The organism is Patulibacter minatonensis DSM 18081, assembly GCF_000519325.1.
GTDB classification, from domain to species: domain Bacteria; phylum Actinomycetota; class Thermoleophilia; order Solirubrobacterales; family Solirubrobacteraceae; genus Patulibacter; species Patulibacter minatonensis.
This window is the reverse complement of sequence record NZ_KI912613.1, coordinates 201,633-225,999: the sequence shown is the minus strand read 5'-3', so window position 1 is coordinate 225,999 and position 24,367 is coordinate 201,633. Positions and strand designations below refer to the sequence as shown.

At 74.0% G+C, this 24,367-nt stretch carries 22 protein-coding genes and 1 pseudogene; 15 read left to right on the top strand and 8 right to left on the bottom strand.

Annotated features, from left to right (window positions below; translation table 11 throughout):
• The first annotated feature begins 30 nt into the window (after positions 1 to 30).
• The 3 genes from PATMI_RS37095 to PATMI_RS0101190 are packed head-to-tail and all read left to right on the top strand — an operon-like array spanning position 31 to position 3,037.
• Positions 31 to 1,689 (top strand): hypothetical protein, encoded by a 1,659-nt coding sequence (locus tag PATMI_RS37095; RefSeq protein ID WP_169738305.1) that lies wholly within the window; start codon positions 31 to 33, stop codon positions 1,687 to 1,689.
• A 10-nt stretch (positions 1,690 to 1,699) separates the two neighbouring features.
• Positions 1,700 to 2,434, top strand: a complete 735-nt coding sequence (gene cobJ, locus PATMI_RS26375) for a precorrin-3B C(17)-methyltransferase (protein WP_051470911.1) — start codon at positions 1,700 to 1,702, stop codon at positions 2,432 to 2,434.
• A gap of 45 nt (positions 2,435 to 2,479) precedes the next feature.
• Positions 2,480 to 3,037 (top strand): hypothetical protein, encoded by a 558-nt coding sequence (locus tag PATMI_RS0101190; protein ID WP_026909538.1) that lies wholly within the window; start codon positions 2,480 to 2,482, stop codon positions 3,035 to 3,037.
• Between the two features lie 88 nt (positions 3,038 to 3,125).
• On the opposite strand, the gene PATMI_RS0101185 is transcribed toward PATMI_RS0101190, so the two are convergent.
• From PATMI_RS0101185 to PATMI_RS0101165, 4 genes are all read right to left on the bottom strand, one after another.
• Positions 3,126 to 3,395 (bottom strand): hypothetical protein, encoded by a 270-nt coding sequence (locus PATMI_RS0101185; RefSeq protein WP_026909537.1) that lies wholly within the window; start codon positions 3,393 to 3,395, stop codon positions 3,126 to 3,128.
• A 274-nt stretch (positions 3,396 to 3,669) separates the two neighbouring features.
• On the bottom strand, positions 3,670 to 5,412 hold the full coding sequence (locus PATMI_RS26370; RefSeq protein WP_051470910.1) for a hypothetical protein: 1,743 nt from the start codon (positions 5,410 to 5,412) through the stop codon (positions 3,670 to 3,672).
• Between the two features lie 54 nt (positions 5,413 to 5,466).
• A complete protein-coding gene (locus tag PATMI_RS0101170) occupies positions 5,467 to 5,856 on the bottom strand; it encodes a TIGR03618 family F420-dependent PPOX class oxidoreductase (RefSeq protein ID WP_026909536.1) in 390 nt (129 codons plus the stop codon).
• Between the two features lie 92 nt (positions 5,857 to 5,948).
• Positions 5,949 to 6,545: a dihydrofolate reductase family protein gene (locus PATMI_RS0101165; RefSeq protein ID WP_026909535.1), complete on the bottom strand. Its 597-nt coding sequence runs from the start codon at positions 6,543 to 6,545 to the stop codon at positions 5,949 to 5,951.
• A gap of 90 nt (positions 6,546 to 6,635) precedes the next feature.
• Between PATMI_RS0101165 and PATMI_RS0101160 the strand changes: the two genes are divergently transcribed.
• From PATMI_RS0101160 to PATMI_RS26355, 10 genes and pseudogenes are all read left to right on the top strand, one after another.
• Positions 6,636 to 7,121 carry a winged helix-turn-helix transcriptional regulator gene (locus tag PATMI_RS0101160; RefSeq protein WP_026909534.1) on the top strand — a complete coding sequence of 162 codons (486 nt, stop codon included), beginning with the start codon at positions 6,636 to 6,638 and terminating at the stop codon, positions 7,119 to 7,121.
• Between the two features lie 128 nt (positions 7,122 to 7,249).
• On the top strand, positions 7,250 to 8,911 hold the full coding sequence (locus tag PATMI_RS33555; protein ID WP_026909533.1) for a DUF1800 domain-containing protein: 1,662 nt from the start codon (positions 7,250 to 7,252) through the stop codon (positions 8,909 to 8,911).
• Positions 8,911 to 10,212, top strand: a complete 1,302-nt coding sequence (locus PATMI_RS0101150; protein WP_157260555.1) for a DUF1501 domain-containing protein — start codon at positions 8,911 to 8,913, stop codon at positions 10,210 to 10,212. Before PATMI_RS33555 ends, PATMI_RS0101150 begins: the two co-directional genes overlap by 1 nt.
• A 179-nt stretch (positions 10,213 to 10,391) precedes the next feature.
• The gene (locus tag PATMI_RS26360) at positions 10,392 to 11,261 is read left to right on the top strand and encodes a calcium-binding protein (protein WP_051470909.1); all 870 of its coding nucleotides are present in this window, start codon (positions 10,392 to 10,394) and stop codon (positions 11,259 to 11,261) included.
• 91 nt (positions 11,262 to 11,352) lie between these two features.
• Positions 11,353 to 12,870, top strand: coding sequence for a S8 family serine peptidase (locus PATMI_RS0101140; RefSeq protein ID WP_026909531.1), 1,518 nt, complete (start codon positions 11,353 to 11,355; stop codon positions 12,868 to 12,870).
• Complete coding sequence (locus PATMI_RS0101135) at positions 12,870 to 14,558, top strand: glycoside hydrolase family 9 protein (protein WP_026909530.1); 1,689 nt, start codon at positions 12,870 to 12,872, stop codon at positions 14,556 to 14,558. Before PATMI_RS0101140 ends, PATMI_RS0101135 begins: the two co-directional genes overlap by 1 nt.
• A 12-nt stretch (positions 14,559 to 14,570) precedes the next feature.
• The gene (locus PATMI_RS0101130) at positions 14,571 to 15,287 is read left to right on the top strand and encodes a response regulator transcription factor (RefSeq protein WP_245604041.1); all 717 of its coding nucleotides are present in this window, start codon (positions 14,571 to 14,573) and stop codon (positions 15,285 to 15,287) included.
• Positions 15,284 to 16,567 (top strand): sensor histidine kinase, encoded by a 1,284-nt coding sequence (locus PATMI_RS0101125; RefSeq protein WP_026909528.1) that lies wholly within the window; start codon positions 15,284 to 15,286, stop codon positions 16,565 to 16,567. Before PATMI_RS0101130 ends, PATMI_RS0101125 begins: the two co-directional genes overlap by 4 nt.
• A 235-nt stretch (positions 16,568 to 16,802) precedes the next feature.
• On the top strand, positions 16,803 to 17,468 hold the full coding sequence (locus tag PATMI_RS0101120; RefSeq protein WP_157260554.1) for a hypothetical protein: 666 nt from the start codon (positions 16,803 to 16,805) through the stop codon (positions 17,466 to 17,468).
• Positions 17,469 to 17,668: 200 nt separating this feature from the next.
• A pseudogene (locus tag PATMI_RS26355) lies at positions 17,669 to 18,827 on the top strand (IS30 family transposase).
• Between the two features lie 122 nt (positions 18,828 to 18,949).
• Here PATMI_RS26355 and PATMI_RS0101110 read toward each other — a convergent pair.
• The 4 genes from PATMI_RS0101110 to PATMI_RS0101095 all read right to left on the bottom strand — a co-directional run bounded on the left by PATMI_RS0101110 (position 18,950) and on the right by PATMI_RS0101095 (position 22,313).
• Positions 18,950 to 19,312 carry a VOC family protein gene (locus PATMI_RS0101110; protein ID WP_026909526.1) on the bottom strand — a complete coding sequence of 121 codons (363 nt, stop codon included), beginning with the start codon at positions 19,310 to 19,312 and terminating at the stop codon, positions 18,950 to 18,952.
• Positions 19,313 to 19,777: 465 nt separating this feature from the next.
• Positions 19,778 to 21,220, bottom strand: a complete 1,443-nt coding sequence (locus PATMI_RS0101105) for a sigma-70 family RNA polymerase sigma factor (RefSeq protein WP_026909525.1) — start codon at positions 21,218 to 21,220, stop codon at positions 19,778 to 19,780.
• Between the two features lie 7 nt (positions 21,221 to 21,227).
• Positions 21,228 to 21,659, bottom strand: a complete 432-nt coding sequence (locus tag PATMI_RS0101100; protein ID WP_026909524.1) for a hypothetical protein — start codon at positions 21,657 to 21,659, stop codon at positions 21,228 to 21,230.
• Positions 21,660 to 21,839: 180 nt separating this feature from the next.
• A complete protein-coding gene (locus PATMI_RS0101095) occupies positions 21,840 to 22,313 on the bottom strand; it encodes a hypothetical protein (protein WP_026909523.1) in 474 nt (157 codons plus the stop codon).
• Between the two features lie 76 nt (positions 22,314 to 22,389).
• On the opposite strand from PATMI_RS0101095, the gene PATMI_RS26350 reads away from it, so the two are divergent.
• Positions 22,390 to 22,668 carry a hypothetical protein gene (locus PATMI_RS26350; protein WP_051470908.1) on the top strand — a complete coding sequence of 93 codons (279 nt, stop codon included), beginning with the start codon at positions 22,390 to 22,392 and terminating at the stop codon, positions 22,666 to 22,668.
• A gap of 177 nt (positions 22,669 to 22,845) precedes the next feature.
• Positions 22,846 to 24,333 carry a hypothetical protein gene (locus tag PATMI_RS36325; protein WP_157260553.1) on the top strand — a complete coding sequence of 496 codons (1,488 nt, stop codon included), beginning with the start codon at positions 22,846 to 22,848 and terminating at the stop codon, positions 24,331 to 24,333.
• Positions 24,334 to 24,367 lie beyond the last annotated feature (34 nt).

The window sequence follows — 24,367 nt, the reverse complement described above, 5'->3', positions numbered from 1 at the left end:
AACCCCATGGACCGCCGGACCCGACGAGACGTGGGCGTCGCCTCCGTGATCGGGGCGTCGCTCGTGGTGGCGACCCTCGGGGTCGGCCACGTCTTCACGCCCGCGGGCTCGTCGACCGTGGAGGGCGGCTCGGGCGGCGACCGGGGCGGGGCGCTGGTCGTGGCCGGCGGCGACCGCGCCGACGGCCGACGGACGGCGGGATCCGGCGGGGCGACCACCGACGGCGGGACCCCTGCCGGGGCGACCGCGACCTCCGGCCCGACCCCGACGGCGGGATCCGGCGCGGGCGGTGCCGGTGCGGGCACGACGGGCAGCGGATCAGGCTCCGACGCGGCCGGCGACACCGGGATCGGCGCGAGCGCCGCGGGCGGCACCGGGTCCGACGCCGGCACCGACGACGGCGCCCCGGACGGTGGGGCCGCCGGCGGTGGGGCCACCGGGGGCGGGGCCGGCGGCGACGCACCGCCCGGCGGTGGCGACGGGGCGGTCACGACGGCCGGGGTCCGGCTGCGCGTCACCGACCTCAGCGTCACCGGCACCGACTCGGGCACGCTGAAGGCCGGCAGCGAGGTCCGGGTGCGGCTCTCCGCGCGCCGGATCACGACCTCGACCGGGGCGGACGCCTCGAGCACCGCGACGATCGGCGATCGCCTGAGCGTGGCCGCCAGGATGGGGCTGGACGCCGTCGGCGAGACCCACGGGGCCGGCGCCGCGGACGGCGACGCGACGACGGACGACCCCGCGACGACCGGCGACACGGGCAGGACCGACGACGCCGGGGCGTCCGACGGCACCGGGCCGAGCGCCGCGGACGATCCCGCCGCGACCGGCGACCCGGCGTCGTCCGACGACGGCGGTGCGGCGGACGACGCGACGCTGCCCGGCAGGCTCGACGTGCGGATCCGGCTCGACGACGCGGCCGTCGCGGCGCTCGGGAGGACCGCGTCGACCACCTCGGGACCGGTCGCGCTGCGGGCGCTCGTGGACCTCGTCGACGGTCCCGACGCCACCGCCGCCGGCCCCTACCGCGTGCGGGTGCGCATGCAGCTGGCACCCGCGCAGGCCACCCGTGCCGCGGTCGCGGACGGCGCACGGACCGCCGACGGCGTCAGCAACGTGGTCTCCGTGACCACGCCGATCGGCACGGCCGATCCGTCGGGAGAGCCCGGTACGGGCCCTGGCCCGGGCGATCCCGGCGACACCGGGACGGCGCCCTCGACGACGGCGGAGCCGGTCGAGGTGCTCGTGCCGGTGCCGACGACCGCGGGCACCTCGAGCCCGACGGACGGCGGGAACGTCGGCGTCCCGATCCCGCCCGACACGACGCCGGCGGGGAGCGACGCGCCGACGACCGCCGATGCCGCGGTCGTCGTCCACGTGCCGGAGGCCGACGAGCCGATCGGCGGCACCCCCGAGGACCTCACGACCGCACCGCCCGCCGTCCCGACGCCGGACCCGACGGTCCCGGACCCGACGCCCGGCACCGGTCCGGACGACGCACCCGGATCGACGACCGGCCCGGACGCGCCGACGACCACCACCGCCCCGGACGCGCCCACGACCACGACGGGCCCCGACGGCCCGACGGCCACCACCGCGCCGGACGACCCGAGCACGACCACGGCCCCGGACACCCCCACGACCACCACGTCCCCGGACGCCACGACCACGACGACGACCGCGCCCTAGGATCCCGCGGGTGCCCGGAGCCCTGTGGATCGTCGGTCTCGGCCCCGGGGGAGCGGAGCTGCGCACCGGCCGTGCGACCTCCGCGGTCCGGGACGCCGACGCCGTCGTCGGCTACGGCCCGTACATCGACCAGTGCGCCGACCTGCTCGGCGAGCACCAGCTCGTCGAGCGCAGCACGATGGGCCGCGAGGAGGACCGCGCCGACCGCGCCGTCGCCCTGGCGCTGGAGGGGCGCCGCGTCGCCCTGGTCTCGTCGGGCGACACCGGCATCTTCGGCATGGCGGCCCTCGCGCTCCGCGCCGCCGCCGCCGTCCCCGAGGACGAGCGGCCCGCGGTCGAGGTCGTGCCGGGCGTGACGGCGGGGACCGCGGCCGCGGCGCTGCTCGGCGCGCCCCTCGGGGACTTCGCCACCGTCTCGCTGTCCGACGTCCTCGTCCCCTGGGAGCAGGTCGAGTCGCGGCTGTCGGCACTGGCCGCGACCGACCTGGCGCTCACGCTGTACAACCCGCGGTCCCGGACCCGGACCTGGCAGCTGGACCGCGTCCGCGAGCTCCTCCTCGAGCACCGCGATCCGGCCACGCCGGTCGCGCTCGCCACCGACGTCGGGCGGGCCGACCAGCACGTCGACCTCTCGACGCTCTCGACCTTCGACGCCGAGGCGGTCGCGATGCGCACCGTCGTCCTCGTCGCGGGGCCGACCGCCGAGCGCGTCGGGCCCTGGCTGATCACCGCCCGCGGACGCTGAGCGGCCCGGCGCGCGGGCGTCCGTCCCGCGCGTATCGTTCGGCCGATGTCCTCCCCCCACCACCGCACTCCACTCGCGCGGGTCGTCGTCGCGGGTGCGTGCACGACCGCGCTGCTGCTCGGCCCGGGCGCGGGCCTCGCGTCGGCCGACGACGCCAGCCTCGCGAAGACGATCACCGAGCGGGCCCAGCAGCTCGACAAGCGCGAGAAGGCGCTCGCGAAGACCCTGAAGACGCTGCAGGCGTCCCCGAGCCTGAGCCGCGCGAAGTCGGCGTCGAAGGACGCGAGCGGGATCTTCCGCACCACCGACGCGTTCCGCACCGAGGTCCGGGACGACGACGGCACCACCGACAAGGGCGTCGCCGCCCGCGACGCGGTGCTGCCGAAGCTCACCGCGATGGCGGCCGCGGCCGAGAAGCTCGACAAGCAGCTCCTCTCGGTCGTCAAGAAGCGCAAGGTCGGCAAGGCGCAGGTGACGAAGATCGTCTCCGCGAAGCTCGTCCTCGACCGGTCGATCGGGAAGGTCCTCACCGCGATCGGCGAGGCGTTCGCGAGCGACGGTCCGATCGACCCGGCGCCGAAGCCGACCGACCCGACCGAGTAGCGGAGGGCGCGCCCGGGGACCGGGTGCCCCGGGTCCGCCCGCCCCGCGTGGTGGCCCGAGGGATCGGGCGCCGCGCGCGGCGCCGTCCTCAGGCCGCGCGCGACGACCGGACCCAGACCGCCACGGTCCGGCCGTCGTCGAACACGTCCTCGAGCTCGTACGCGACCCCGTCGTACCGGATCGATCCTGCGCCGGCCGCGACGATGTCCCGCGGGAGGAACGCGCGGCCACGGTCCTGCCACCGCAGCTCGCCACCCCGCCGGGTGTGGAGGCGCACGGGCACGACGTCCGCGCCCGCCCGCGGCCGGTGCTCGGGGACGCCGCGGCCGTCCGGGTCCTGGGCGGTCCTGCCGGTCACCCGGCGGCGACCGTCGACGGGTCCGGGCCGGAGGCGCCGACGGTGCCTGCCGTCGCGACGCCGCGACGGGTCGTGGTCCTGCGTGAGGTCATGCGCATGCTCTCCTGCTCCCGGGCGCACCGGCGCCCTGGTGATGCTGTTGCCCCTGCAAGCGACGGGTGTCGGGGCACGGATGCGGGCGCGCCACAACTCACCACCGGCGGGGGACGGATCGCGCCGAACGGGGGAGCAGTTCACGGATCGCGGAGCGTCGGACCGGATCGGCCCGACGCGCTCAGAACAGCGAGAGCTGGTCGGACGGCGGGGCCTTCGGCGGCCCGGGCCGCGTGCCGGGCCTGCGGGTCACCTTCGGCTCCGGCTCGGCGGGGCCGCCCGACAGCGCGCGGGAGCCGGGCGCGAACCGTCCGGGCCGGACCGGCGGGTCCGTTCGGACGACCCGCTCGCCCCAGCGCTCGCCGCGCTCGACGAGCTTCGCGAGGCGGACGGCCTCCTTGCGCGGGAGGTGCGGGCCGTCCCGGTAGAGCTCGTCGTAGAGCTCGACGAGGTCCGGCCGGGCGTCCGCCAGCCACTCGAGGAAGACGTCCCGGGTGCTGCCACGCAGGTGCAGCCCGATGCCGCGCACGCCGATCGCGCCGGCCTCGGTGCACGCGGTCAGCAGGGCCTCGATCTGCTCCGGCGAGTCGTTGATGCCGGGCATGATCGGCGCCGCCAGGACCGCCGTCGGGATGCCGATGCGGTTGAGCTCGGCGACCGCCGCCAGCCGCGCCCGGGGGTGGGGCGTGTGCGGCTCGGTCGAGCGCCACGCCTTGGTGTCGAGGCTCGGCACCGACAGCGCGGCCTCGAACCCGGCGTTCGCCTGGATCTCGAGCATCAGCGCCTGGTCACGCAGCAGGAGCGGCGACTTCGTCAGCACCGACCCGGGCACCCGGGCGTCGCGCAGGGCCTCCCAGATCCCGGGCATCAGCTTGTACTTCGACTCGACCCACTGGTACGGGTCGGTGTTCGTCCCCAACGCGACGGTGTCGCCGTAGGCCGCCGTGCGCGCCCGCTTGGCGAGGTCGACCCGCAGGCGCTCGGGCGCGTTGACCTTGACGACGATCTCGCGCTCGAAGTCGCGCCCCGGGCCGAAGTTCAGGTACTCGTGGGTGGGGCGCGCGAAGCAGTTGTGGCTGATCACGCCGGCGGCGACGAAGTCCCCGGTGCCGGTGGTGATGTCGACGAGGTCGCGGACCCCGAGGGGTTCGATCGCGACGACGCGGAGGCCGGCAGGACCCTTGACCTCGCGGCCGAGGAGGCTCCGCCCCACGCGCGTCCGCGGTGATGCCGGACCCCTGACGGAGGTGCGACCGTGGTCCGGGCGGTCCGTCCCGTGGTCGGCCGGTGCGAGGGCGGGCGCCGCCCCGGCGGCGACGAGCGGCCGGGCGGTCGGGACGCGGCGGTCCGGCCCGGACCCCACCGGCCCCTGGACACCCGGGCCGAGCAGGCGGTGCCCGACGCGGAGGCCCGGACGGCCGCCCGGGTGCGCGACGTCCGGGGCCCCGGCGGTCACGTGGCGCCAACCCCGCGGCGTCAGGAACCGGTGGTCGCCGCTCGCGATGATCTCGGTCCCGTCCTGCAGACGCACGAGCCAGGCGGGCTTCCGCGTGGACCACCGGTCGCGGACGACCGTCCTCACGTACCGGCGTCCCGTCCGGTCCCGCCGCGTTCCGTAGATCGCGTCGCCCGGCTCGAGCTCGCCGATCGGCCTCGTCCGGCCGTCCGCCATGAGGACGGGCGTCGCCGGGTCGAGGCAGTACGTGCACGCGTGCGAGCAGCCCCGGTACGGGTTGACCGTCCAGCCGAACGGGAGGTCCGTCCGCGCCGGGACCTTGTTGAGGACGGTCTTCGCCTCGATCTCGTAGAAGCGCGTGTCGAGGGCCTCCGGCGCGTCGAAGCGGCGCACGATCGCGGGGTCCTTCATCCCCGGGAGCTGCGCCGTCTCGGCGTTCGGGTCTCTGGTCAGGTGGTCCCACCGCATACGAACACATGTTCGCATGCGTGGCGGACGGCGTGTGGTCGATCGACGAAGCGCTCAGCCGATCCCGACGTGCTGCGTCTCCGGCTCGATCAGGAAGACGACCCGCTCCTGCTCCCGCGGGTACGGCCCGCCGACGTGGACCTTGGCGATCCGGTCGATGATCTCCCACGCCCGGTCGCCCTCGAGCTCCGCGACGACCTTCCCGCGCAGGGTCACCGGCGTGAACGGGTCGTCGACGGGCGTGATCGAGAGGGCCACGCGCGGATCGCGGCGCAGGTTCCTCGCCTTCCGACTGCCGGGACCGGTGAGGATCGCGAGGTGCTCGCCCTCGAGGCCGACCCACAGCGGGACGCTGTGCGGGGCGCCGTCGGGCAGGACGGTGGCGAGGTGGGCGATCGAGGTGCCGGAGAGCACCTCGCGGACGGCGGGGTCGAGCTCGAGCATGGTGGGGGACTCCTGGGTGTCGTCGGTGTGGTCGGGCGTGCGGTCGGTGTCGGAGGCAGCGTGCCGGGTGGTGGCGGGGGTGGCAACGGGGGTCATCGGACGACCGCGTAGTGCAGGTGGGTGACGCCGGGTGCCGCCACGGCCTCCAGCAGTCGCAGCGCGACGTGCTCCGGCAGGTCGTGGAAGAAGGGACGGCCGCCGCCGAGCAGCACCGGCACCTGGTGGAGGACCAGCTCGTCGACGAGCCCGGCCTTCAGGGCCTCGGTGACGAGGACGCCGCCCATGAGTGCGACGTCCTGCTCGCCCGCGGTGTCCTTCCCGGCGGCCACGGCGTCCTCGATCCCGGTCGTGACCAGCGTCTGCCGGCCGGACATGTCCGGAGCGGGCCGGTGGCTGAGCACGACGAGCGGGGCGGTCGGGTGCGGGCCGCCGTCGTCGCCGAAGCGGCCGGAGTCCTCGTACGTCTTCCGACCCGCGACGCTCGCGCCGACGTTCCCGGCGAGCCGGTCGAAGATCGGGGCGCTCGTGGCGGAGAGCCGGAACCCCTTGAAGACGCGGCTCTCGACCTCGCCGTCGAAGTACCAGTCGAACAGGTGGCCGCCGTCGCCGAGGCCGTTGCCCGGTCCGCTGTCGCGACCCGTGATGTAGCCGTCGACCGAGACCGACAGTGCGCTGATGACCTTGCTCATCGGGCGTCCTTTCGTGGGGTTCCTTCAGGAGACTCCACGACCGTAGCACGTGGAGTTCCGTAAGGGAACTCCAATTGCTAGGCTCGGTCCATGCAGCGCACGACCTTCAGCGACATGGCCTGCTCGATCGCCCGCACGCTCGACGTGATCGGCGAGCCGTGGTCGCCGCTGATCCTGCGCGACGTCTGGGTCGGGATGCGGCGCTTCGACGAGATCCAGGGCGACCTCGGCGTGTCGCGCAAGGTCCTCACCGAGCGGCTGAACCACCTCGTCGACGAGGGCGTCCTCGAGCGCCGGCCGTACGACAACCGCCCCCGGTTCGAGTACCACCTGACCGTCAAGGGCACCGAGCTCGTCGACCTCCTCATGGTCATGAAGGGCTGGGGCGACCGCTGGACGGCGGGGGAGGCCGGCCCGCCGATCCTCTACCGCCACCGCGCCTGCGGGCGGATCGCCGACGTCGACCTGCGCTGCGACCACTGCGGCGAGCCGATGCACGCGGGCGACGTCGACCTGCTGCCGGGGCCGGGGATGGCGGTGGTCGCGGACGGGGCGGGGGACGCCGCGGCGGGCTGACGGACCCGCCTGGACGCCCGTCGTAGCCGGAGGTCCCCTGGACGCGCGGTGGGGGAGGTCCCCGATGTGGCGCCCCGGGAGCGCGCGCAGGATCGCCGCATGGTCCGACGCGACACCCCGAGGTCCCGATGACGACGGCGAAGGCCCGGCGGAAGAAGGCGAAGAAGCAGGTCGTCTGCCGCACGAAGCGCGTGAAGGGGAAAGGCGGCAAGGTCGTCCGGAAGCGCGTGTGCACGCCGAAGACGCCGGCGAAGCGCCCGACGCCGAAGCGGCCCGCGAAGCCCGGGTCGCCGTCGTTGCCGACGCTCCCGCCGGGCGTCCAGGTCCCCGGTCTGCCACCCGTCGTCCGGCCGCCCGTGATCGTCGTCCCGCCGCCGGTCGGCGGTGGCGGTCCCGGCGACCCGCCTCCCGCGGACCCGCCCCCGACCGATCCGCCGCCCACGGACCCGCCGCCCGCCGGCGTCGCCCGCTACACCGGGCCGTTCGGCGTCCGGCAGGCCGAGCGGCTCCTCTGGCGGGCCGGCTTCGGGCCGCTCCGCGGGCAGGCCGCGCAGGTCGCCGCGCTCGGGCTCGACGGGGCGGTCGCGGCGCTCACGCGGGTGTCCGGGACGGCGCGCCTCGTCGGGCCCGCGCCGCGGACCGAGCTCTCCGAGCCGATCGACCCGTCGCGCTTCCCGTACGACCACCTCGTCTGGCTGGACCGGATGGTGCGCTCCGACCAGCCGTTCGTGGAGCGGATGGCGCTGCTGTTCCACGACTGGTTCGGGGTCTCCGACGAGGTCGTCGGGTCGTGGCCCCTGATGCGGGAGCACATCGAGCTGTTCCGGCGGATCGGTCGAGGCTCGTTCCGCGACCTGCTGCTCGCGGTCACCGGCGACGGTGCGATGCTCGTGCGCCTCGACGGCGACGACAGCGCCAAGGGCGCCCCGAACGAGAACTACGCCCGCGAGCTCATGGAGCTCTATGCGCTCGGGCCCGATCGCGGCGCCTACACCGAGCGGGACGTCCGCGAGGCCGCCCGCGGCCTGACCGGGTACGTCTCGTCATACCACCCGCAGCGGGGCTACGAGGACTTCCGCTACGACCCCGCACGCCACGACGACGGGCAGAAGGAGCTCTTCGGCACGCGGAAGGACCACACGCCCGCCCAGGTCGTCGAGGCGTGCCTCCAGCACCCGCTGCACCCGAGCTTCTTCGTGCTCAAGCTCTGGCAGGCGTTCGTCGCGAGCCCGCCGGAGCCCGCCCAGCGCCAGGCGCTCGAGCGGCTGTACGTCGAGGGCGACTACGCCGTCCTGCCCGTCGTCGAGGCGATCCTCAAGCACCCCGCCGTCTACGAGGGCCCCGCGCTCGTGAAGCCGCCGGTCGTCTACGCCGCGGGCATGCTCCGTGCGCTCGGGCGGGGGATCGAGTCGATCGGCTGGCCCGAGGTCGGCCGGCAGGCGGGACAGCGGCTCTTCCAGCCGCCGACCATCGCCGGCTGGCGGGAGGACCGCTGGCTCGACACCGCCACCTGGCGGGCCCGCTGGCAGCTCGCGTTCCTCGCCCTGAAGGAGCACCAGCTCGGCGCGTCGGAGTCCTACCCGGCCGTCGAGTCGCCGCAGTACGCGGTCGCGATGGCGCTCCGGCACTGGGACGACCCGCCGATCCGCGCCGACACCGCCGAGGCGCTCGTCGAGGTCGCCCAGCGCCTGGGCCGCATGGTCGGGGTCTCCGACGCCGCCCGCAACGCGCTGCGCCAGGACGTCCTGCGCCACCTCGTGATCACCGCTCCCGACTGCCAGGTCTCCTGATGCGCTCCTTCGCCTGTTGCCGGCCCACCGAGACCGGCCACCCCGTCCCCGCCGGCACCGGTATGTCGCGCCGGGCCGTCGTCCTCGGCGGCGTCGGCCTCGGCCTGACCCTGTTCGGCGGCCGCGCGCTCGCGCCCGGCGCGCTCGACGAGGCCGTCGCCGCCGCGACCCCCGGGCAGCGCGTCCTCGTCTGCGTCTCGCTCTCCGGCGGCGTCGACGGGCTCAGCCTGCTGCCACCGCAGAACGACGCCCGCTACTCGCGCCGCCTGCGGCCCGAGCTGTGGGTCGACCCGGCGACGACGCTCGCGATGAAGGGCACCACCGACCTGCGCTGGCACCCCGCCGCCGCGCGGCTGAAGGCGCTCCACGACCGCGACCGGCTGACCGTGCTGCCGTCGATCGGCTACGCCGGGCCGAACCACTCGCACTTCACCTCCCGGCACTTCTACGAGGTCGGCGCGACCGACCCCGACGGCCGGACGGGCTGGCTCGGCCGGTGGCTCGACCTCGTCGGCACCGACCACAATCCGCTCCAGGGCCTGACGCTGGGGGAGACGATCTCGCCGATGCTCGCGGCCGCGAAGGTCGCCGTCGCCGCGACCGACCGGCCCGCGGACTACCGCGTCACCACGCCCGGCATCGAGGGCGGCGCGTGGCACGCGGAGCTCGTGCGCGGCATGACGGAGCTCGGTCGCCTGACGTCGACCGACCCCGTCCTCGGCGCCGCCCGCGCGGTCCACGGCGACGCCGCCGACGTCCACGCCGAGCTCGTCGGCGGCTTCCAGGATCCGGCGGTCAGCTATCCCGCCGGGCGCCTCGGTGACCGGCTCGCCGACCTCGCGCGGCTCCTCGGCGCGGGCCTGCCGATCCGCTGCGGCACGATCGACTCCGGCCTCGACTTCGACAGCCACGCGAACCAGGCCGCGACGTTCGAGCGCCACGTCACCGAGACGGGGACGGCGCTGCAGGCGTTCCAGGACGACCTCGAGCGGCGCGGCATCGCCGACCGCGTGCTGACGCTCGTGTGGAGCGAGTTCGGCCGCCGGCCGGAGGAGAACGGCTCCGCCGGCACCGACCACGGCGCGGGCGGCATCGCGATGCTCATGGGCACCGCGGTCCGCGGCGGGCGGATCGGCGAGCACCCCGGCCTCGGGTCGCTCGACCCCGACGGCAACCTGCGCGCCACGACGGACTTCCGCGCGCTCTACTGCTCGCTGCTGGAGCAGTGGCTCGGCCACGACGCCGGACCGGTGATCCCGGGGGCCGACGGGCTCGGGAGGTACGCGCTGCTGCGGGCGTAGACGCGGGCCGCGGCGACGCCGGACGCGCCTCGTCCCGGGCCGCGTCCGTGAGACCTGTCTTATGTTCGCGACTCCGGATCGGGGTCCGGGTTCCTGATGGTGCCGAGCGATGGGCGACCCCGTACGGGGCGGCCGTCGCACCTCGGCACGACCATCCCCCCGAACCACGGAGATCCCCCATGAGCTCTCGACCCACCCGCCGCATCGGCACCCTCGCCGTCTGCGCCGCCCTCCTCGTCCCCGCCGCCGCGACCGCCGCGACCGTCACCGGCGACGGGGGCGACAACCGCCTGACCGGCACGTCCTCCGTCGACACGATCAAGGGCCTCGGCGGCAAGGACCGCATCTTCGGCCTCGCCGGCTCCGACCGCCTCGACGGTGGCTCGGGGAACGACCGGATCTTCGGCGCCTCCGGCGACGACACGATCCTCGGCGGACCGGGCAACGACTGGCTGAACGGCGGGGCCGGCAACGACGTCGTCCACGGCGACGCGAACGACACCGGCGACCGCACGAGCTACGACCGCATCTTCGGCGGCTCCGGCGACGACCAGCTCTACGGCGGCGACTCGCACGACCGCGTCTTCGGCGGTTCCGGCGACGACCGCGTCCTCGGCGAGAACGGCAACGACCGCCTGGCCGGCGGCAGCGGCGACGACACCGTCGACGGCGGCGCCGGCAACGACACGATCTTCGCCAACCGCGGCGTCGACACGATCCGGGGCGGCGCCGGGAACGACACCCTCTGGGCCCTGGCCCGCAAGGACGTCACCCCCGGCCCGAACGGCGAGACCGACCAGACCGGCGACACCCTCGACGGCGGCGCCGGGAACGACCGCTTCCGCACCCGCGACGGCGAGGTCGACCGCATCACCTGCGGCGACGGCACCGACCGGGCCGACCTGGACCTCGTCGACGTGATCACCGACGCGACGCCCGAGAACCCCAACGGCTCGTGCGAGACGGTCGTCCGGGCCGCGCCGAAGGCGTCGGACTCGCGCAGCGAGGACCGCGAGGAGGCGCCCGCGGACGCGAACAAGACCACCTGACCCACCGGGCTCCGGGGGCTTCATGTTCGCTTCATGCGGCCCCCGGCAGAGTGCTCCTCACCCACCGACCCCGTCGTCCGAGGAGCCCACGATGTCCACCCGCCGCGTCACCACCACCGCCGTCGCCACCGCCCTGACCGCCCTCGCGCTCGGGGCTTCAGCCGCCCACGCCGCGGCGCCCACCGACCCCCAGGCCGCCGGCCAGCAACCGCTGAGCATCATGAAGGTGCCCCAGGCGCTCGACGTCGCCGGGCGGCCGCTCCAAGACGTGCCGGTGCTCGTCGCCGACACCGGCCTCGACCTCGACCACCCCGACATCGCGTCGCGGCTCTACGCGCTCCCCGCGCCGGTGCCGGCCCCGGACGCCGACGGCGTCGGCAATCTCGGGAACGTCTCCGCCGGCGCGGCCGGCTGGGATCTCATCGGCACGGACGCCCCGAGCGCCCTGAAGCCCGACGCCGACCCGAGCGATCCCGCCGGCGGCAGTGGCCACGGCACGGCGGTCGCCGGCGTGCTCGGCGCCGCGTGGAACAACGGCCAGGGTGGCGCCGGCGTCGCCCCGAACGCCCGCTTCGTCGCGCTGCGCACCTGCTGGGACGGCGACCAGTGCTACCAGTCCGTCCAGGCGCCGGCGATCGACTGGGCCGCGGACCGCGGCGCACGGGTCGCGAGCTTCAGCTGGCTCTCCGGCCCGCTCGAGGACGGCCTGCGGGACGCGATCAAGAAGCACCCGCAGACCCTGTTCGTGACGATCCCGTCCGGCAACGGCGGCGCCTACGACGCCGACCCGGAGGACCCGGAGCCCTGCAACCTGGACTCCCCGAACGTCCTCTGCGTCTCGACCTCCGCCCCCGACGACGGCCTCGACTGCGGGGCGTACGGCCCGGGGAGCGTCGACGTCGCCGTCCCGACGCAGAACAGCATCACGACGACCAACGGCGGCGGCTTCGGCCCGACCGGCTGCGCCACGAGCTACGCCGCCCCGACCGCCGCGGGCGTCGCGACGATCCTCTTCGGCATCGACCCGACGGCGTCCGCCGCCGACGTCAAGGCCGCGATCGTCGACAGCGCCCGGAAGGTCCCGGCGTGGCAGGGCAAGTCGGTCAGCGGCGGCGTCGTCGACGCCCAGGCGGCCGTCCTGCTCTTCCAGCAGCGCCGCGGGATCGCCCCGGGCACCGGCGGGGGCGGCGGCACCGGCACGACCACGAAGGACACGACGAAGCCGGTGCTCACGGCGAAGCGACGCGGACGGGTCACGCGGACGGTCGTCCCGCTCAGCATCCGCGTCTCGGAGACCGCCCGGATCCGGATGACGATCGAGAAGCGCTTCGTCGGCCGGAAGTCCTTCGGCAAGTGCCGGCCCGAGAACGCCTCCAACCGCCGCAAGCCCTCGTGCGTGACGTGGAACGCGCAGCGCGTCCAGACGGTCCCGTTCCAGTCGCCCGCCACGGGCGTGGCCCCGAAGGGCGCGCGGTCGTTCGACCTGCGCCTCGTCGACGGGACGAAGAAGGCGCTGCCCCGCGGCCTCTACCGCGTGTCCGTGCAGGCGACCGACAACGCCGGCAACGCGAGCGTCGTCCGTCGGGTCACGTTCCGGAAGACCCGCTGATGCGGTCGGGCGCCCCGGCGGCGGTCCTCGCGTCCGGCGTCGTCCTCGCGGGCGCCGGCGCGGCGGCCGTCTCCGGCGCGAACGCGAGGACCGCTCCCCCCACTGCCGTCCCCGACGCGATCCGCATCGGGGGCCCGTCCGCCCCGGCCGACACGAAGGTCGCGGTGGTCGGGACGACGAAGGCGCTGCGGGGCGCCCGCTTCACGGTCGTGGACGCCCGCGGCAGGACCGTCCTGCGGGGACGCCTCCGGAAGCTCCCGGGCGCCGCGGCGCCGTGGCGGCGCGCGCTCGGCGCCGACCTCTCGCGCGTCACGGCCCCCGGCGTCTACCGCGTGCGGGCCGCCGGGCTGACCTCCCGCGGCTGGACGGTCGCGGCCCGCCCGTCGTCCGCGCCGATCACCACGATCCTGCGGTCCTTCGCGGCGAACGCCGACGGACGGGAGCCGTCGCCCGCCCACGGGCCCGCGCACCTGCACGACGCCGAGATCGCCTCCGGCCCCCACGCCGGGGAGCGGTTCGACCTCACCGGCGGCTGGATGGACGCCGGCGACACGCTGAAGTTCACCCAGACGACCGCGTACGCCGCCGCGGCGCTCCAGGCCGCCGCGCGGCTCGACGCCGCCGACGCCCCCGCCCTGCGCGCGACCGCGGACGTCGGCGTCCGCTGGCTCGTGAAGGCGCACCCCGCACCTGGCCTCTTCGTCGCGCAGGTCGGCGACGAGCGCGACCACGATCTCGGCTTCCGCGATCCCGCGACCGACGACGCGTCGGGCAAGGACGGGATCGCGGTCCGGAAGGCGTACCCGAACATGGGCGGCGATCTCGGCGGCAAGGCGGCGCTCGCGCTCGCCCTGGCCGCGGAGCGCACCCCCGAGGGCGACGCCCGCGCCGCGCTCGTCCGGCAGGCCCGCGAGTGGTACGCCGCGGGCCGGGCCTCCGGCGTCGTCGCGCCGAAGCTCGGGCCGCCCGTCGGCGAGTTCTACGACGGCGACACGCAGGACGACGCGCTGGCCGCCGGCGCCGCCGCGCTCCACCGCGTCACGGGTGAGCGCGCCTACCTCGACGACGCCGTCCGCCTCCTCGGGCGCACCACGCCCGACGGCCGCCTGGGCTGGGACGCGCTGGCCGGGTTCGCGGCCGCGGACCTCTGCGGGCGCCTCGGCGCGCCGGCGGTCGACGACGCCGCGGCCCGCGCCTCCGCGTGCCGCGCGCTCGACGCCCAGGGCCGTGCCGCGGTCGCTCGCGCCGCGAGGCACGCGTTCGGCACGCCCGGCGCGTTCGCGTGGGGGCAGACGGGTGAGAACGGCGGCGCGGTCGCGCTGGCCGCGCTGGCCGGTCGCGGGTCCGTCCCGGGCGCCGCGCGCGTCGGGGTCACGGCCCGCGACTGGCTCCTCGGCCGCAACCCGTTCGGCGCGAGCTTCGTCGCCGGCTTCGGGCCGCACGCACCGCGGGCGATCCACCACTGGGCGTCGACCCGCGGCAGCGGTCGGCCGGTCGGTGCGGTCGTCGGCGGGCCCGCTCCGTCGAAGGACATCCGCGAGCAGCAGGTCGGCACGCCTCGGGGTGGTCCGTTCAGCACCGCGGGCGCGACCTACGAGGACCGCGTCGACGACTACGTGACCTCCGAACCGGCCATCGACTACGCGGCGGGCTCGATCCTGCTGCTCGCGGCGCTCCAGCCGCGCTGAGGGGTGACCGCCATGACGACGCACCCGACGCTCGCCCAGGGACGGAAGCGGGTCTATGCTGCCGCCATGCGGATCCTCGTCGTGGAGGACGAGGCGGAGATCGCCCAGGCGGTGGCGGAGCGGCTGCGCGCCGAGTCGTTCGGCGTCGACGTCGCCGGCACCATCGCGGCGGCGCGCTCCGAGGCGGACCTCCACGAGTACGACGCGGTCGTGCTCGACCGCCGGCTGCCCGACGGCGAGGGCCTCGCGCTCTGCGGCGAGTGGCGGAAGGCCGGCCTCGAGTTCCCCGTCCTGATGCTGACCGCGATGGACCAGACGGGCGACGTCGTCGACGGCTTCTCCGGCGGCGCGGACGACTACCTCACCAAGCCGTTCGCGACCGAGGAGCTCGTCGCACGCGTGCACGGGCTGCTCCGGCGTCGCCCGACGCGGCGGATGGAGGTCGTCGAGGCCGGGGACCTCGTGATCGAGGTCTCCCGCAGGCGCGTCAAGCGCGACGGCGTGATCGTGCCGCTGACGACGAAGGAGTTCGCGCTCCTCGCGTTCCTCGCCGACCGGGCGGGGGAGGTCGTCGACCGCTTCGACATCCTCGAGTCGTGCTGGGACCAGGCGTACGAGCCGGGCTCCAACGTCATCGACGTGCACGTCGCGGCGCTGCGCCGCAAGCTCGGTTCCAAGGCGATCGAGACCGTGCGCGGCGCGGGCTACCGGCTGGCGGACGGCGCATGAGCGAGGAGCAGCTCCGCCGACTACGCCGACGCCTCACCGCCTCCTACGCGGCGGTCTCGCTCGTCGTCCTCGTCGCGATCGCCGTGATCGCGGTGCTGCAGGCGCACGACCGGCGGCACGAGCAGCTCGACCGCCTCGTCGAGCGGACCGCGCTGTCGGCGTCCGGCTACGCGTACCCCGAGGGCGATCCGAGCAAGCTGATCGTCGACCGGCAGCCCGACGGCTACTTCGGGCCCGCGCGCCGGCCGGGCGCCCCGGTCCTCGTCGTCGACGAGCACGGCAAGGTCGTCGCCGGGCCGGCCGGGAAGCTCGACGCGGCGGCCGCGAAGCGCGCGCTGGCGCGCATCCAGGACGGGCGGCTGCTCCGGGTCACCGACGACGTCTCCGGAGGCGACGGGGTCCGTGTCGCGTCGAACCCGATCAACGGCTCAGACCGGTTGCTCGGCGCGATCGTCGCCGTCGAGCCGCTCGCCGGGGCGGCCCACGACGTCCGCACCGCGGGGTTCCTGATCGCCGCCGCGGTCCTCGGGCTGTGGCTTCTGACGATCGCCGCCGGGTGGATCCTCGCCGGTCGCGCGCTGCGGCCCGCCGCGGCGGTCGCCAAGCGCGAGGAGGCGTTCCTGGCCGACGCCGCGCACGAGCTGCGGACCCCCGTCGCCGTGATCCGTGCGCGTGCCGAGCAGGGGCTGCGCGAGCTGGGGGAGGACGGCCCCGCCGGCCCGGCGCTGCGCGCGATCGAACGGGCCGCCGAGCGCGCCTCGGGCACGATCGCCGACATGCTCGAGCTCGCCCGCCTGGACGCGCGCCGCGGCCGGATGGAGCGCGAGAAGCTGCGCCTGGACCTCCAGCTCGAGCAGCTCGTCGAGGAGTACGAGGACCGCGCCCGCGAGGCCGGCGCCGAGCTCTCCCTGACCGCGGCGCCGGACGTCGTGGTCCGCGGCGACGAGCGCCTCCTGGGCCGCTCGGTCGCGAACCTCGTCGAGAACGCGATCCGCTACGGCGCCGACGGCGGTGAGATCGCGGTCCACCTCTCGGTCGACGGTCCCGACGCGGTCGTCGAGGTCCACGACCGCGGTCCCGGTGTCCCGCCGGCGCAGCACGGCGCCGTCTTCGACCGCTTCCACCGCGCCAGCGGCGCCGCGGGCGGCTCGGGCCTCGGCCTGCCGATCGCCCGACTGGTCGCCGAGGCCCACGACGGGTCGCTGGAGCTGTTGCCGCCGATCGACGGACAACCCGGGGCGCGGTTCCGCCTGCGGCTGCCACTGGTCGGCGAGGGGTGAGGTCGCCGCGGTCCCGGCGGTGCCCCGTCTGACGCCCCTGTCCCGGAACGCATTTCGGACGGGTCTCTCGGGACGGCGGCTCGTCGGCGACGCCCGGACGGGAGGCGTCGCGCTGGGCGTGAGAGCTACACGTTTGACTATCGGGACGGTGCAATCAACGGACCGGCGTCGTTTCGCCGTGGGCTCGGGCTGCGATCTCGTGGGCGTCGCCGTCGCTGTCGTTACCGTCGAGCGAGTGGAACTCCCCGAAGAGATCGACTGGTCCGACGTGCAGCACGCGTACGGGCCAGCCGGAGACCTTCCCGCGCTCTTCGACCTTATTCGGACGGCACCGGCGGACCGCGACGAAGCGATCAACGATCTGTGGTCGGCGCTCTGCCACCAAGAGACCATCTACGAGGCGTCGGCGGTCGCCGTTCCGACGCTCTTCTCGCTCGCGCAGCTCCACGATCTGTCGGTCACCGACCGGACCTCGCTTCTCATGCTCGTCGTCTACATCGGCCGCGGCGACGACACGGCCTGGGAAGGCCACGTGTCCTGGGAGACCGTCGAGCGCTGCAGTGCCGCGGTTGAAGCGATCGTCCCCAAACTCGAGCAATGGGCGCGAAGCACCCCGGAGCCGGCGGTGAGGGCAGCGGCTCTTGCCGCCGCGACGTACTTCCCCGCGAGCCTGGCCGGTGACATTCGCACCATCGTCCCGGACGACGCAGACCCGAGGCTGCTCGCGGCGCGAAGACTGCTGATGTCGCAGATCCGCGGTGATCTGACCAACGCGGACGTCCTCGTAGCTGCCTCGATCGATGAGGACGTCGCTGACTTCGCTCACGAGACGGCGTCCGACGACGCATCGTTTCGGCGGAGCATCATTCTCGAGCTGGCGTTCGCAGCCGCAACCGCATAGCCAGCCACGGCACCCGCTGAACGTTCCTTGGGTTCTCGCGGTGATCGCAACGCTAAGGTCTGCGAGGGTGCGGCCAGGCGCTTGGCGGCTCGGTGTGGTGGTCGTCGTGGAGGCTTGCCCGTAGGGCGAGCCGGAGCGACGACCCCCACACCGTCGTCCCGGTCGCCGCGGGGCCCATAGGACCGACCGAGCAGGCGCGCATGACCATCGGGTTCTCACCACAGATGGTCGCCGAGACGACCCAACCGTTTTGGGACGCGCTGCAAGCCGGCGCGTTCCTCACCGACGCCGCCGCGGCCGCTGGAACGAACCGCAGACGATCGCGCAGATGGGTGCAAGAAGCCGGCGGCGTGCGGCTCCGGCGCGGGCGCGATCTCAAGGGCCGCTGTCTCACGTTCGCGGAACGCGAAGAGATCGCGATCGGCATCGCCGCCAACGAGACGAAGTGCTCGATCGCCGCGCGCCTGGGGCGGAGCCCGTCGACGATCACCCGCGAGCTGCAGCGCAACACCGCCGCCAACGGCACCTACCGCGCGACCTCAGCGCACGCCTCTGCGTTTCACCGCGTCGCGACCCAAACCGGCGAAGCTCGCGATGAACCTCGAGCTCCGCGACCTCGTCGAGGCGGACCTCAAGCGGCGATTCTCGCCCGAGCAAATCGCCGGACGACTGCGACGGAAGTTCCCGTCACGACAGGAGATGTGGGTGTCGACCGAGACGATCTATCAGTCCCTCTACGTGCAATCCCGGGGTGCTCTTCGACGCGATCTGACGACGTGCCTGCGGACCGGAAGGGCGCTCCGGAAGCCGTGCCGGCAGCCCGGGCAACGCAAGAACAGCGCCAGGAACATGCTCAATATCGTCGACCGGCCGGCCGAGGCCGACGACCGCGCGGTGCCCGGCCACTGGGAGGGCGACCTCATCATCGGCAAGCGGAACCTCAGCGCGATCGGCACGCTCGTGGAAGGCACAACGGGCTACACGATGCTCGTCCACCTCCCCGATGGCTACAAGCCCGAACAGGTCTGCGACGCCCTCATCGACAGCGTCAAAACCCTCCCCGAGGTGCTCCGCAAATCACTTGCCTGGGACCAGGGCCCCGAGCTTCGAGACCACCAGCAGATCACCATCGACGCGGGCATCGACATCTACTTCTGCGACCCGCACAGCCCCTGGCAGCGCGGCACCAACGAGAACACCAACGGGCTCCTGCGGCAGTACTTCCCGAAGGGCACCGACCTCTCCCTGCATACCCCCGCCGATCTGCGATTCGTTGCCGACGAGCTCAACGACCGGCCTCGCAAACGCTTCGCGTTCGCGACGCCCCTCGAGCAGGTCGGATCACTCATCTTGCGCTGACCGCCAGAATCCGCCGATCGGCTACCGGGATGGCATTTCAGCAACGGGCCGCCAGTCGTTGGGTAGTTCGGCGACGGTGGCCGGCAGACTCGCGGACACCCGCCTCGGGGCGGGCGGTACCTCTACTGGTGACTAGCGACGTTGACGACGCTCCCGGTGGGATCGCGGACGAAGAACCGGCGGATGCCCCATACCTCGTCCCGTGGTTCGCGGACGATCTCCAGGCCTGCGGACGTGGCGGACGCGTAGGCGCGGTCGACGTCCTCGACCTCGATCGACACGTCGACGCCGAGGAGTTCGGGGTCGACCGCTGTCGGGCTCTCCCAGGCGATGATCATCTGCGTCGTCGGGGCGCTCGTCGAGGCCAGCATGAGCATGCCGTCCTCGTCCATGGCGACGCGGAACCCGAGCACGCCGCAGTAGAACGCACGCGCGGCGTCCGGATCGTCGGTGATGAGGACCGGCATCGCGCGACGGATCTCCACGTCGTGCGTTCTATCCGACGCTCGGTCGGGAGACAACAGCGATCCTCGGCCCGCCGACACCCGCGAGTTCATTGGTCGCGGCTCGGCTCGGCACGCCGGGCCGAGGCCGAGTCGTGAGGAGGCCGCCGCCCGGACCTGCCCCAGCAAAGGATCAACCCGGTCACCGCAGTCGGAGCGTCGACATGCGGGGTGCCGAGGGCCCGCCGGACCCGGTGGCCGTGGCAATCAAGACCCCGCGCCGAGGTGTGCAGGCAGTCGTCCGATCCTGAACGGTAAGTGCTCGTATCCTTCGCAGCCGGTCAGCGTCAGGGTGTTCGAACGTGCGGCATGGGCGAACTCCTCGACCTCTACGACGTTCTCTGCTGACCACTCCGGGGCCCGGGCCGAGTCATCCTCCGACACCGGTACCACGGCTCAGAAAGGACGCCGCAGCTGAATACCGTCGCCGGGTCCCGTCGGGGGAGCTCACGGGTGTTGGGGTGCGGGTCGCCGGAGATTGGATCGGCGGACCCATCCTCGGTGGTCGGCGTCGGAGACGACGTAGGCCCAGAGGCGGCTCTTCGATGTCCGGATCATCGAGACGGGTTGGTTGCTCATGAGGGTGCCGCTGAAGACGCCGCCGGGAGTGCTGTGGAGGTAGTGACGGCCCGCCGTGGTGATCATGGCGGTCTCCCCATGGCGGGTTCGTCGGGGGTGCAGCTCGAGGGATCCCTGGTGGTCGGGACGGCGGCAGAGCACACCAACGCGCGCGGTCTGCGGTCGGCGCAGCGGCGTGTTCTCGAAGCGGAGCCGGACGTCGGGGCCGCCGAGATCGCGTCGTGGGTCCTCGCGGACCATCAGGGTGAACGACCTCGGATTCGGCGGGTTGATGAATCCGGCCGCTCGCGTGCCTCGCGGGCAGTGCAGCACGACGGCACGTGGCTGTCCCGGCGGAGGCCTGCCGGCGGGCAGTCGGACGCGGGCGGTGACGGCCCACGCCCCGGGAGGAAGCGACCCTCCACGACGGACCTCGCGGTCGGAGACGAACCCCGCCGGGAGCGTCACCGGTGACGGGTCGCCCGGGCCGCGGTGGTGCTCACGCTCGACGACGACCCCTCCGGTCGCGACGGCGAGCACCACCACACCGGCGACGACCGACTTGCCGACCACGCCGATCGTGGCACCTCCACCGCCGAGCAGTCCGGCAAGCGGCACGACCGGTGGAACGAGGATCCTCAGGCGCCGATCGCTCCGCCGCAGCGCCTTGCGGTACTCGCGGCACTCCGCGCAGTGCTGCAGGTGCAGACGGGCGTGCTCGGACGGCCGTCGGCCCTGGTCGTGGGCGTCGTGCAGGAGCGTGCGGATCCGGTCGCACGTGGCGTCCCTCGCCTCCTCCGTCCTGACGAGGTTCTCGCGTGCGCGCCGGACGGCCATCCGCACGGCGGGGCCGCTGATGCCCAGCTCGTCGGCGACGTCGTCGACCGGACGGTCGTCGACGGCGACAGCGACCAGCGCGCGGCGCTGCGGGTCCGGCAGCTTCGCGACGTCGTCGATCAGGCGACGCAGCCGTTCCTTTCGGACGATCAACACGTCGGGTGAACCGTCGACGTGTGCGGTGTCGTCGCGCAGTGGTTCGGTCGCGCGGTGGGCATGGGCGCGGATCGCGTCGATCGTGGCGTTGCGGACCATGCGGTGCAGCCACGCGGAGAGGTGGTCGGGGGCGAAGCCGTTCGAGAGTCGATGGTGCGCGCGGAGCAGGACGTCCTGGACGATGTCGTCGGGGTCGATCTGTCCTGGTCGCGACAACGAGGCGGCCCAGCGGCGCAGCGCGGGGCGGTACCGACGGTCCAGCTGTTCCCACGCGCCCTCGTCCTGCGCGGTGAGGCGTGCGAGCAGCGCATCGTCGCGGGACGAGGGGCGGGGACTCATCGGCAGCTCAGCGGCCGTACCCGTAGACCTTCACGCTGCCGCTGTGCCCGGTGCGTCCCTGGACGGTCAGGACGGCGCGGCGCTTGCCTTCGTACTGCTCGTGGCCCTTGGCGATCTGGACGCTGACGGCACCGCCCTCGGAGACGGCGATGCCCGTCAGTCCCTTGCCGCGCGGAAGGGTGAGGGTGAGGCGGCGCTTGGCCGTCGCGCCCTCGACGGTGACTTGGCGGTAGATGAGGACCGCGCCCTTGGGGATGGTGTCGCCCTTGTGCAGGTGGTTGCCGGGGACCGAGACCGGGGCCTTGGCGCCGGTCCAGGTCTGCTGGGCCCCGACGACGGGTGCGTCGGCGGCGACCGCGGGCCCGGCGAGGCCGGCCAGGGCGATCGTGCCGGTCAGGACGACGCTCGACGCACGGGTCGAGCGGAGGGTGGCGAACATGGGGAACCTCTGGTGTTGGGGGACGGTTCGACGGCGCGTTCTTCGCGCCGTCGAGGGTGAGACGGCCGGGGCCGCCAGAACGCACGCACGTTCTCGAAAAGATTCTCACGCCCGGCACCAGCGCAGGCGCGACAGCCGACGGAGCGCCGGCCGCGCCGGGCGGCGCGGCCGACCCGTCGCTCAGCGTCGCCGGAGCTTGATGGTCTTGCGGACGTACGCGCTGGAGCGGTTCTTCAGGCGGGTCTCGACCTGCAGCACGACGGTGCGGTTCCCGCGACCGAGGCGCCGCAGTCCGGTCTTCGACAGCCGGATCACCGCCTCGCGGCGGGAGCTGTACTTCGCGGGCAGGGACCTCAGTCCCAGCTGCTGGCCGCCGAGCTTGATGATGATCCGTCGGTCGGCCTTGGCCTCCAGGGCGCTGAGGGGCACCTTGATCGTGCCGGCGGAGGAGGCGGTCAGCTGGCGGGCCTTCGACGGGATCGTCGTCTTCGGGGCGACGGGGCCGAGGTAGGCGTCGGCGGTGCTGTACTCGGTGCCGCCGCCTCGCTCGGCGGTCGTGACGTGCACGTAGTCGGGCTTGTAGCCCTTCAGCGCCGGGTCGGTGGCGGTGAGCGTCAAGACCGTCTTCTCGGCGTTGAACGCGATCGATGTCACCGCGCCGGGAGTGCCGCCGTAGCTGGTGGTGATGTAGTTCGGGTTGGTCTGCGCCAGGTTGATCCGGTCGGGGGCCGTGTCGGCGGTCGTCGAGGGCTACGCCACGGTGCACCCGATCCATCGTGAGATGCAGGCCCGGGGTCACGGCGGCCGGTCTCGCTACGAGGTCGTACGGGTGCAGGCGCCGGCCGCGGACCTCGCCGTCGGGCTCGTTCGTCGCGTGTCGCTCGACCCGTCGGCCGCACCGGGCTTCGACGAGATGGCGCTCTACGTCCTCGTCCGTCGCGACGGACGCTGGTGGCTGGCCGCGGGACAGAACACCCTATTGCGCGAGAAGCCCGCGCAGATCGACTGACGGCGGGCGCCACGGAAGGTCCTCAGCAGACCCCGACGGCGGCACGTTCCCAGCCCCGATCCCCACGCGGCAACGCTCGACCCGATAGCCGATCGTCTGCGGGGCGGAACGGGTGGCCGTTGGGCGCTCACCGCCCCGTTCCGATCGCGTCCGGCTGCCGTTCCTCTAACGAGACGCTTGCATCGCGCGTCGGTCGCGCAAATCGGAGCCCGCTGCGGTGTGTCGCGCTACGGTCGCCAGATGAGCGTGCGGCGTGTGCGGGCCCTTGTGGTTGTCTTCGTCGGGACGGTGTCGTCCGTGGCTGCGACGCCGGAAGCGGTCGTTGCGGCGCCGTCCCCGGTCTCGTCGAGGTGCGCGCCCCGGCTCGAGCAGCTGCCGGCGACCTCCGGGTACGCAAGCGGGTTCGAGGATCCCGACGAGAACGGGGACGACACGACGCCGCGGAACGTGGGGCGCCCGACCGGGCTGGCACGGCGCGGGCTGCGAGTGGTGACGCGCCGCAGCTCGTCGGGGCGCATCGTCACCGCCACGGTGTGCGACGACGCCAAACCCGTTGCGGCCGTGCCGGGGGCGACCGGTCGCTCTCGGGTTGTTGGACTCTCTGCATCGGGGTCGTTCATCGCGCTTCGCGTCTGGCAACCCGGACGCCGCGGCTTGCTCGTCGTCGGCGAGAAGCGTCGAAGCCGTCTGATCGGCGTGCGCCGCACCGGGGTGCCGACGAGCACCCATCGGGCCTCTGAATCCGGTCGAATCGCTGTGTCGGACGCCGGCGACGCCGCGTGGATGGCGCGCGAAGGCCGGCGCCTGGGGGTCTGGCTCTGGCCCCGCACCCAGACCCCGCAGCGCCTGTTGCGGATCTCGCGCAGCGCGACTACGCGGGCACGCGATCTCCGCATCATCGACGCCACGCACCTGCAGGTCGGCGGAGCACGGACCTTCCTGCGGCACGGGCGCCCGACACCCGGCCGGTGCCCCTCCCCGCAGGGCGCGTTTCCGCGAACGGTCGGGTCCGCGACGGTCACCTCGCTGTCACTCGTGGAATACCCGGAGCACGCCTTCGCCTCCGACTACGTCGGCACGACGGTCGTGTGCGACCGGACGATCGGCGACTACACCGCAGTCGAGACGACGAACGGCTTCGGGACGCTGCACGACTACGGCCAGAGCAACGTGTACTTCGCAGCGCGCACCGCCGGCACGACCGTGCTCCAGGAAGCCTCCTCCAGTTCGAGTCCCCAGGCCCGCAGCTACACCACCGCCGTCAACCCCGCTGGTCGCCCCAACGTCCTCTCGTACGCCCCGGGCATCGCCCTCGGTGCACCCGACACCGCCCCGGCGCAGACCACCAGTACGCCCGATCCTCCGGCGCCGAAGATCACCGCCCGGCTGATCCCGGGTGCCGTGGCGTGGTTCGGCGCCCCGGTCCCCCAGACGGGTCGCGGAACCGCAACGATCGACGTCTGGCTCGCAGACTCGCGCGGCGCGCGCGTGCTCGACACGATTCCCACGGGCGCGCTCTACGGACTCGACCCCGCCCACCTGGAGCTCAACGCGGACACCGTGACCTGGACCGGAACGGGTGGCGTCCGCACCGCATCCGTGACCCCGGTTCCCAACGACCCCGTCGAGAGCGCTGTCCTCCGCGCCCCGGACATCTCCTACTGACTACCCCCCCGATAGAGACGACGCGACGCCGTTG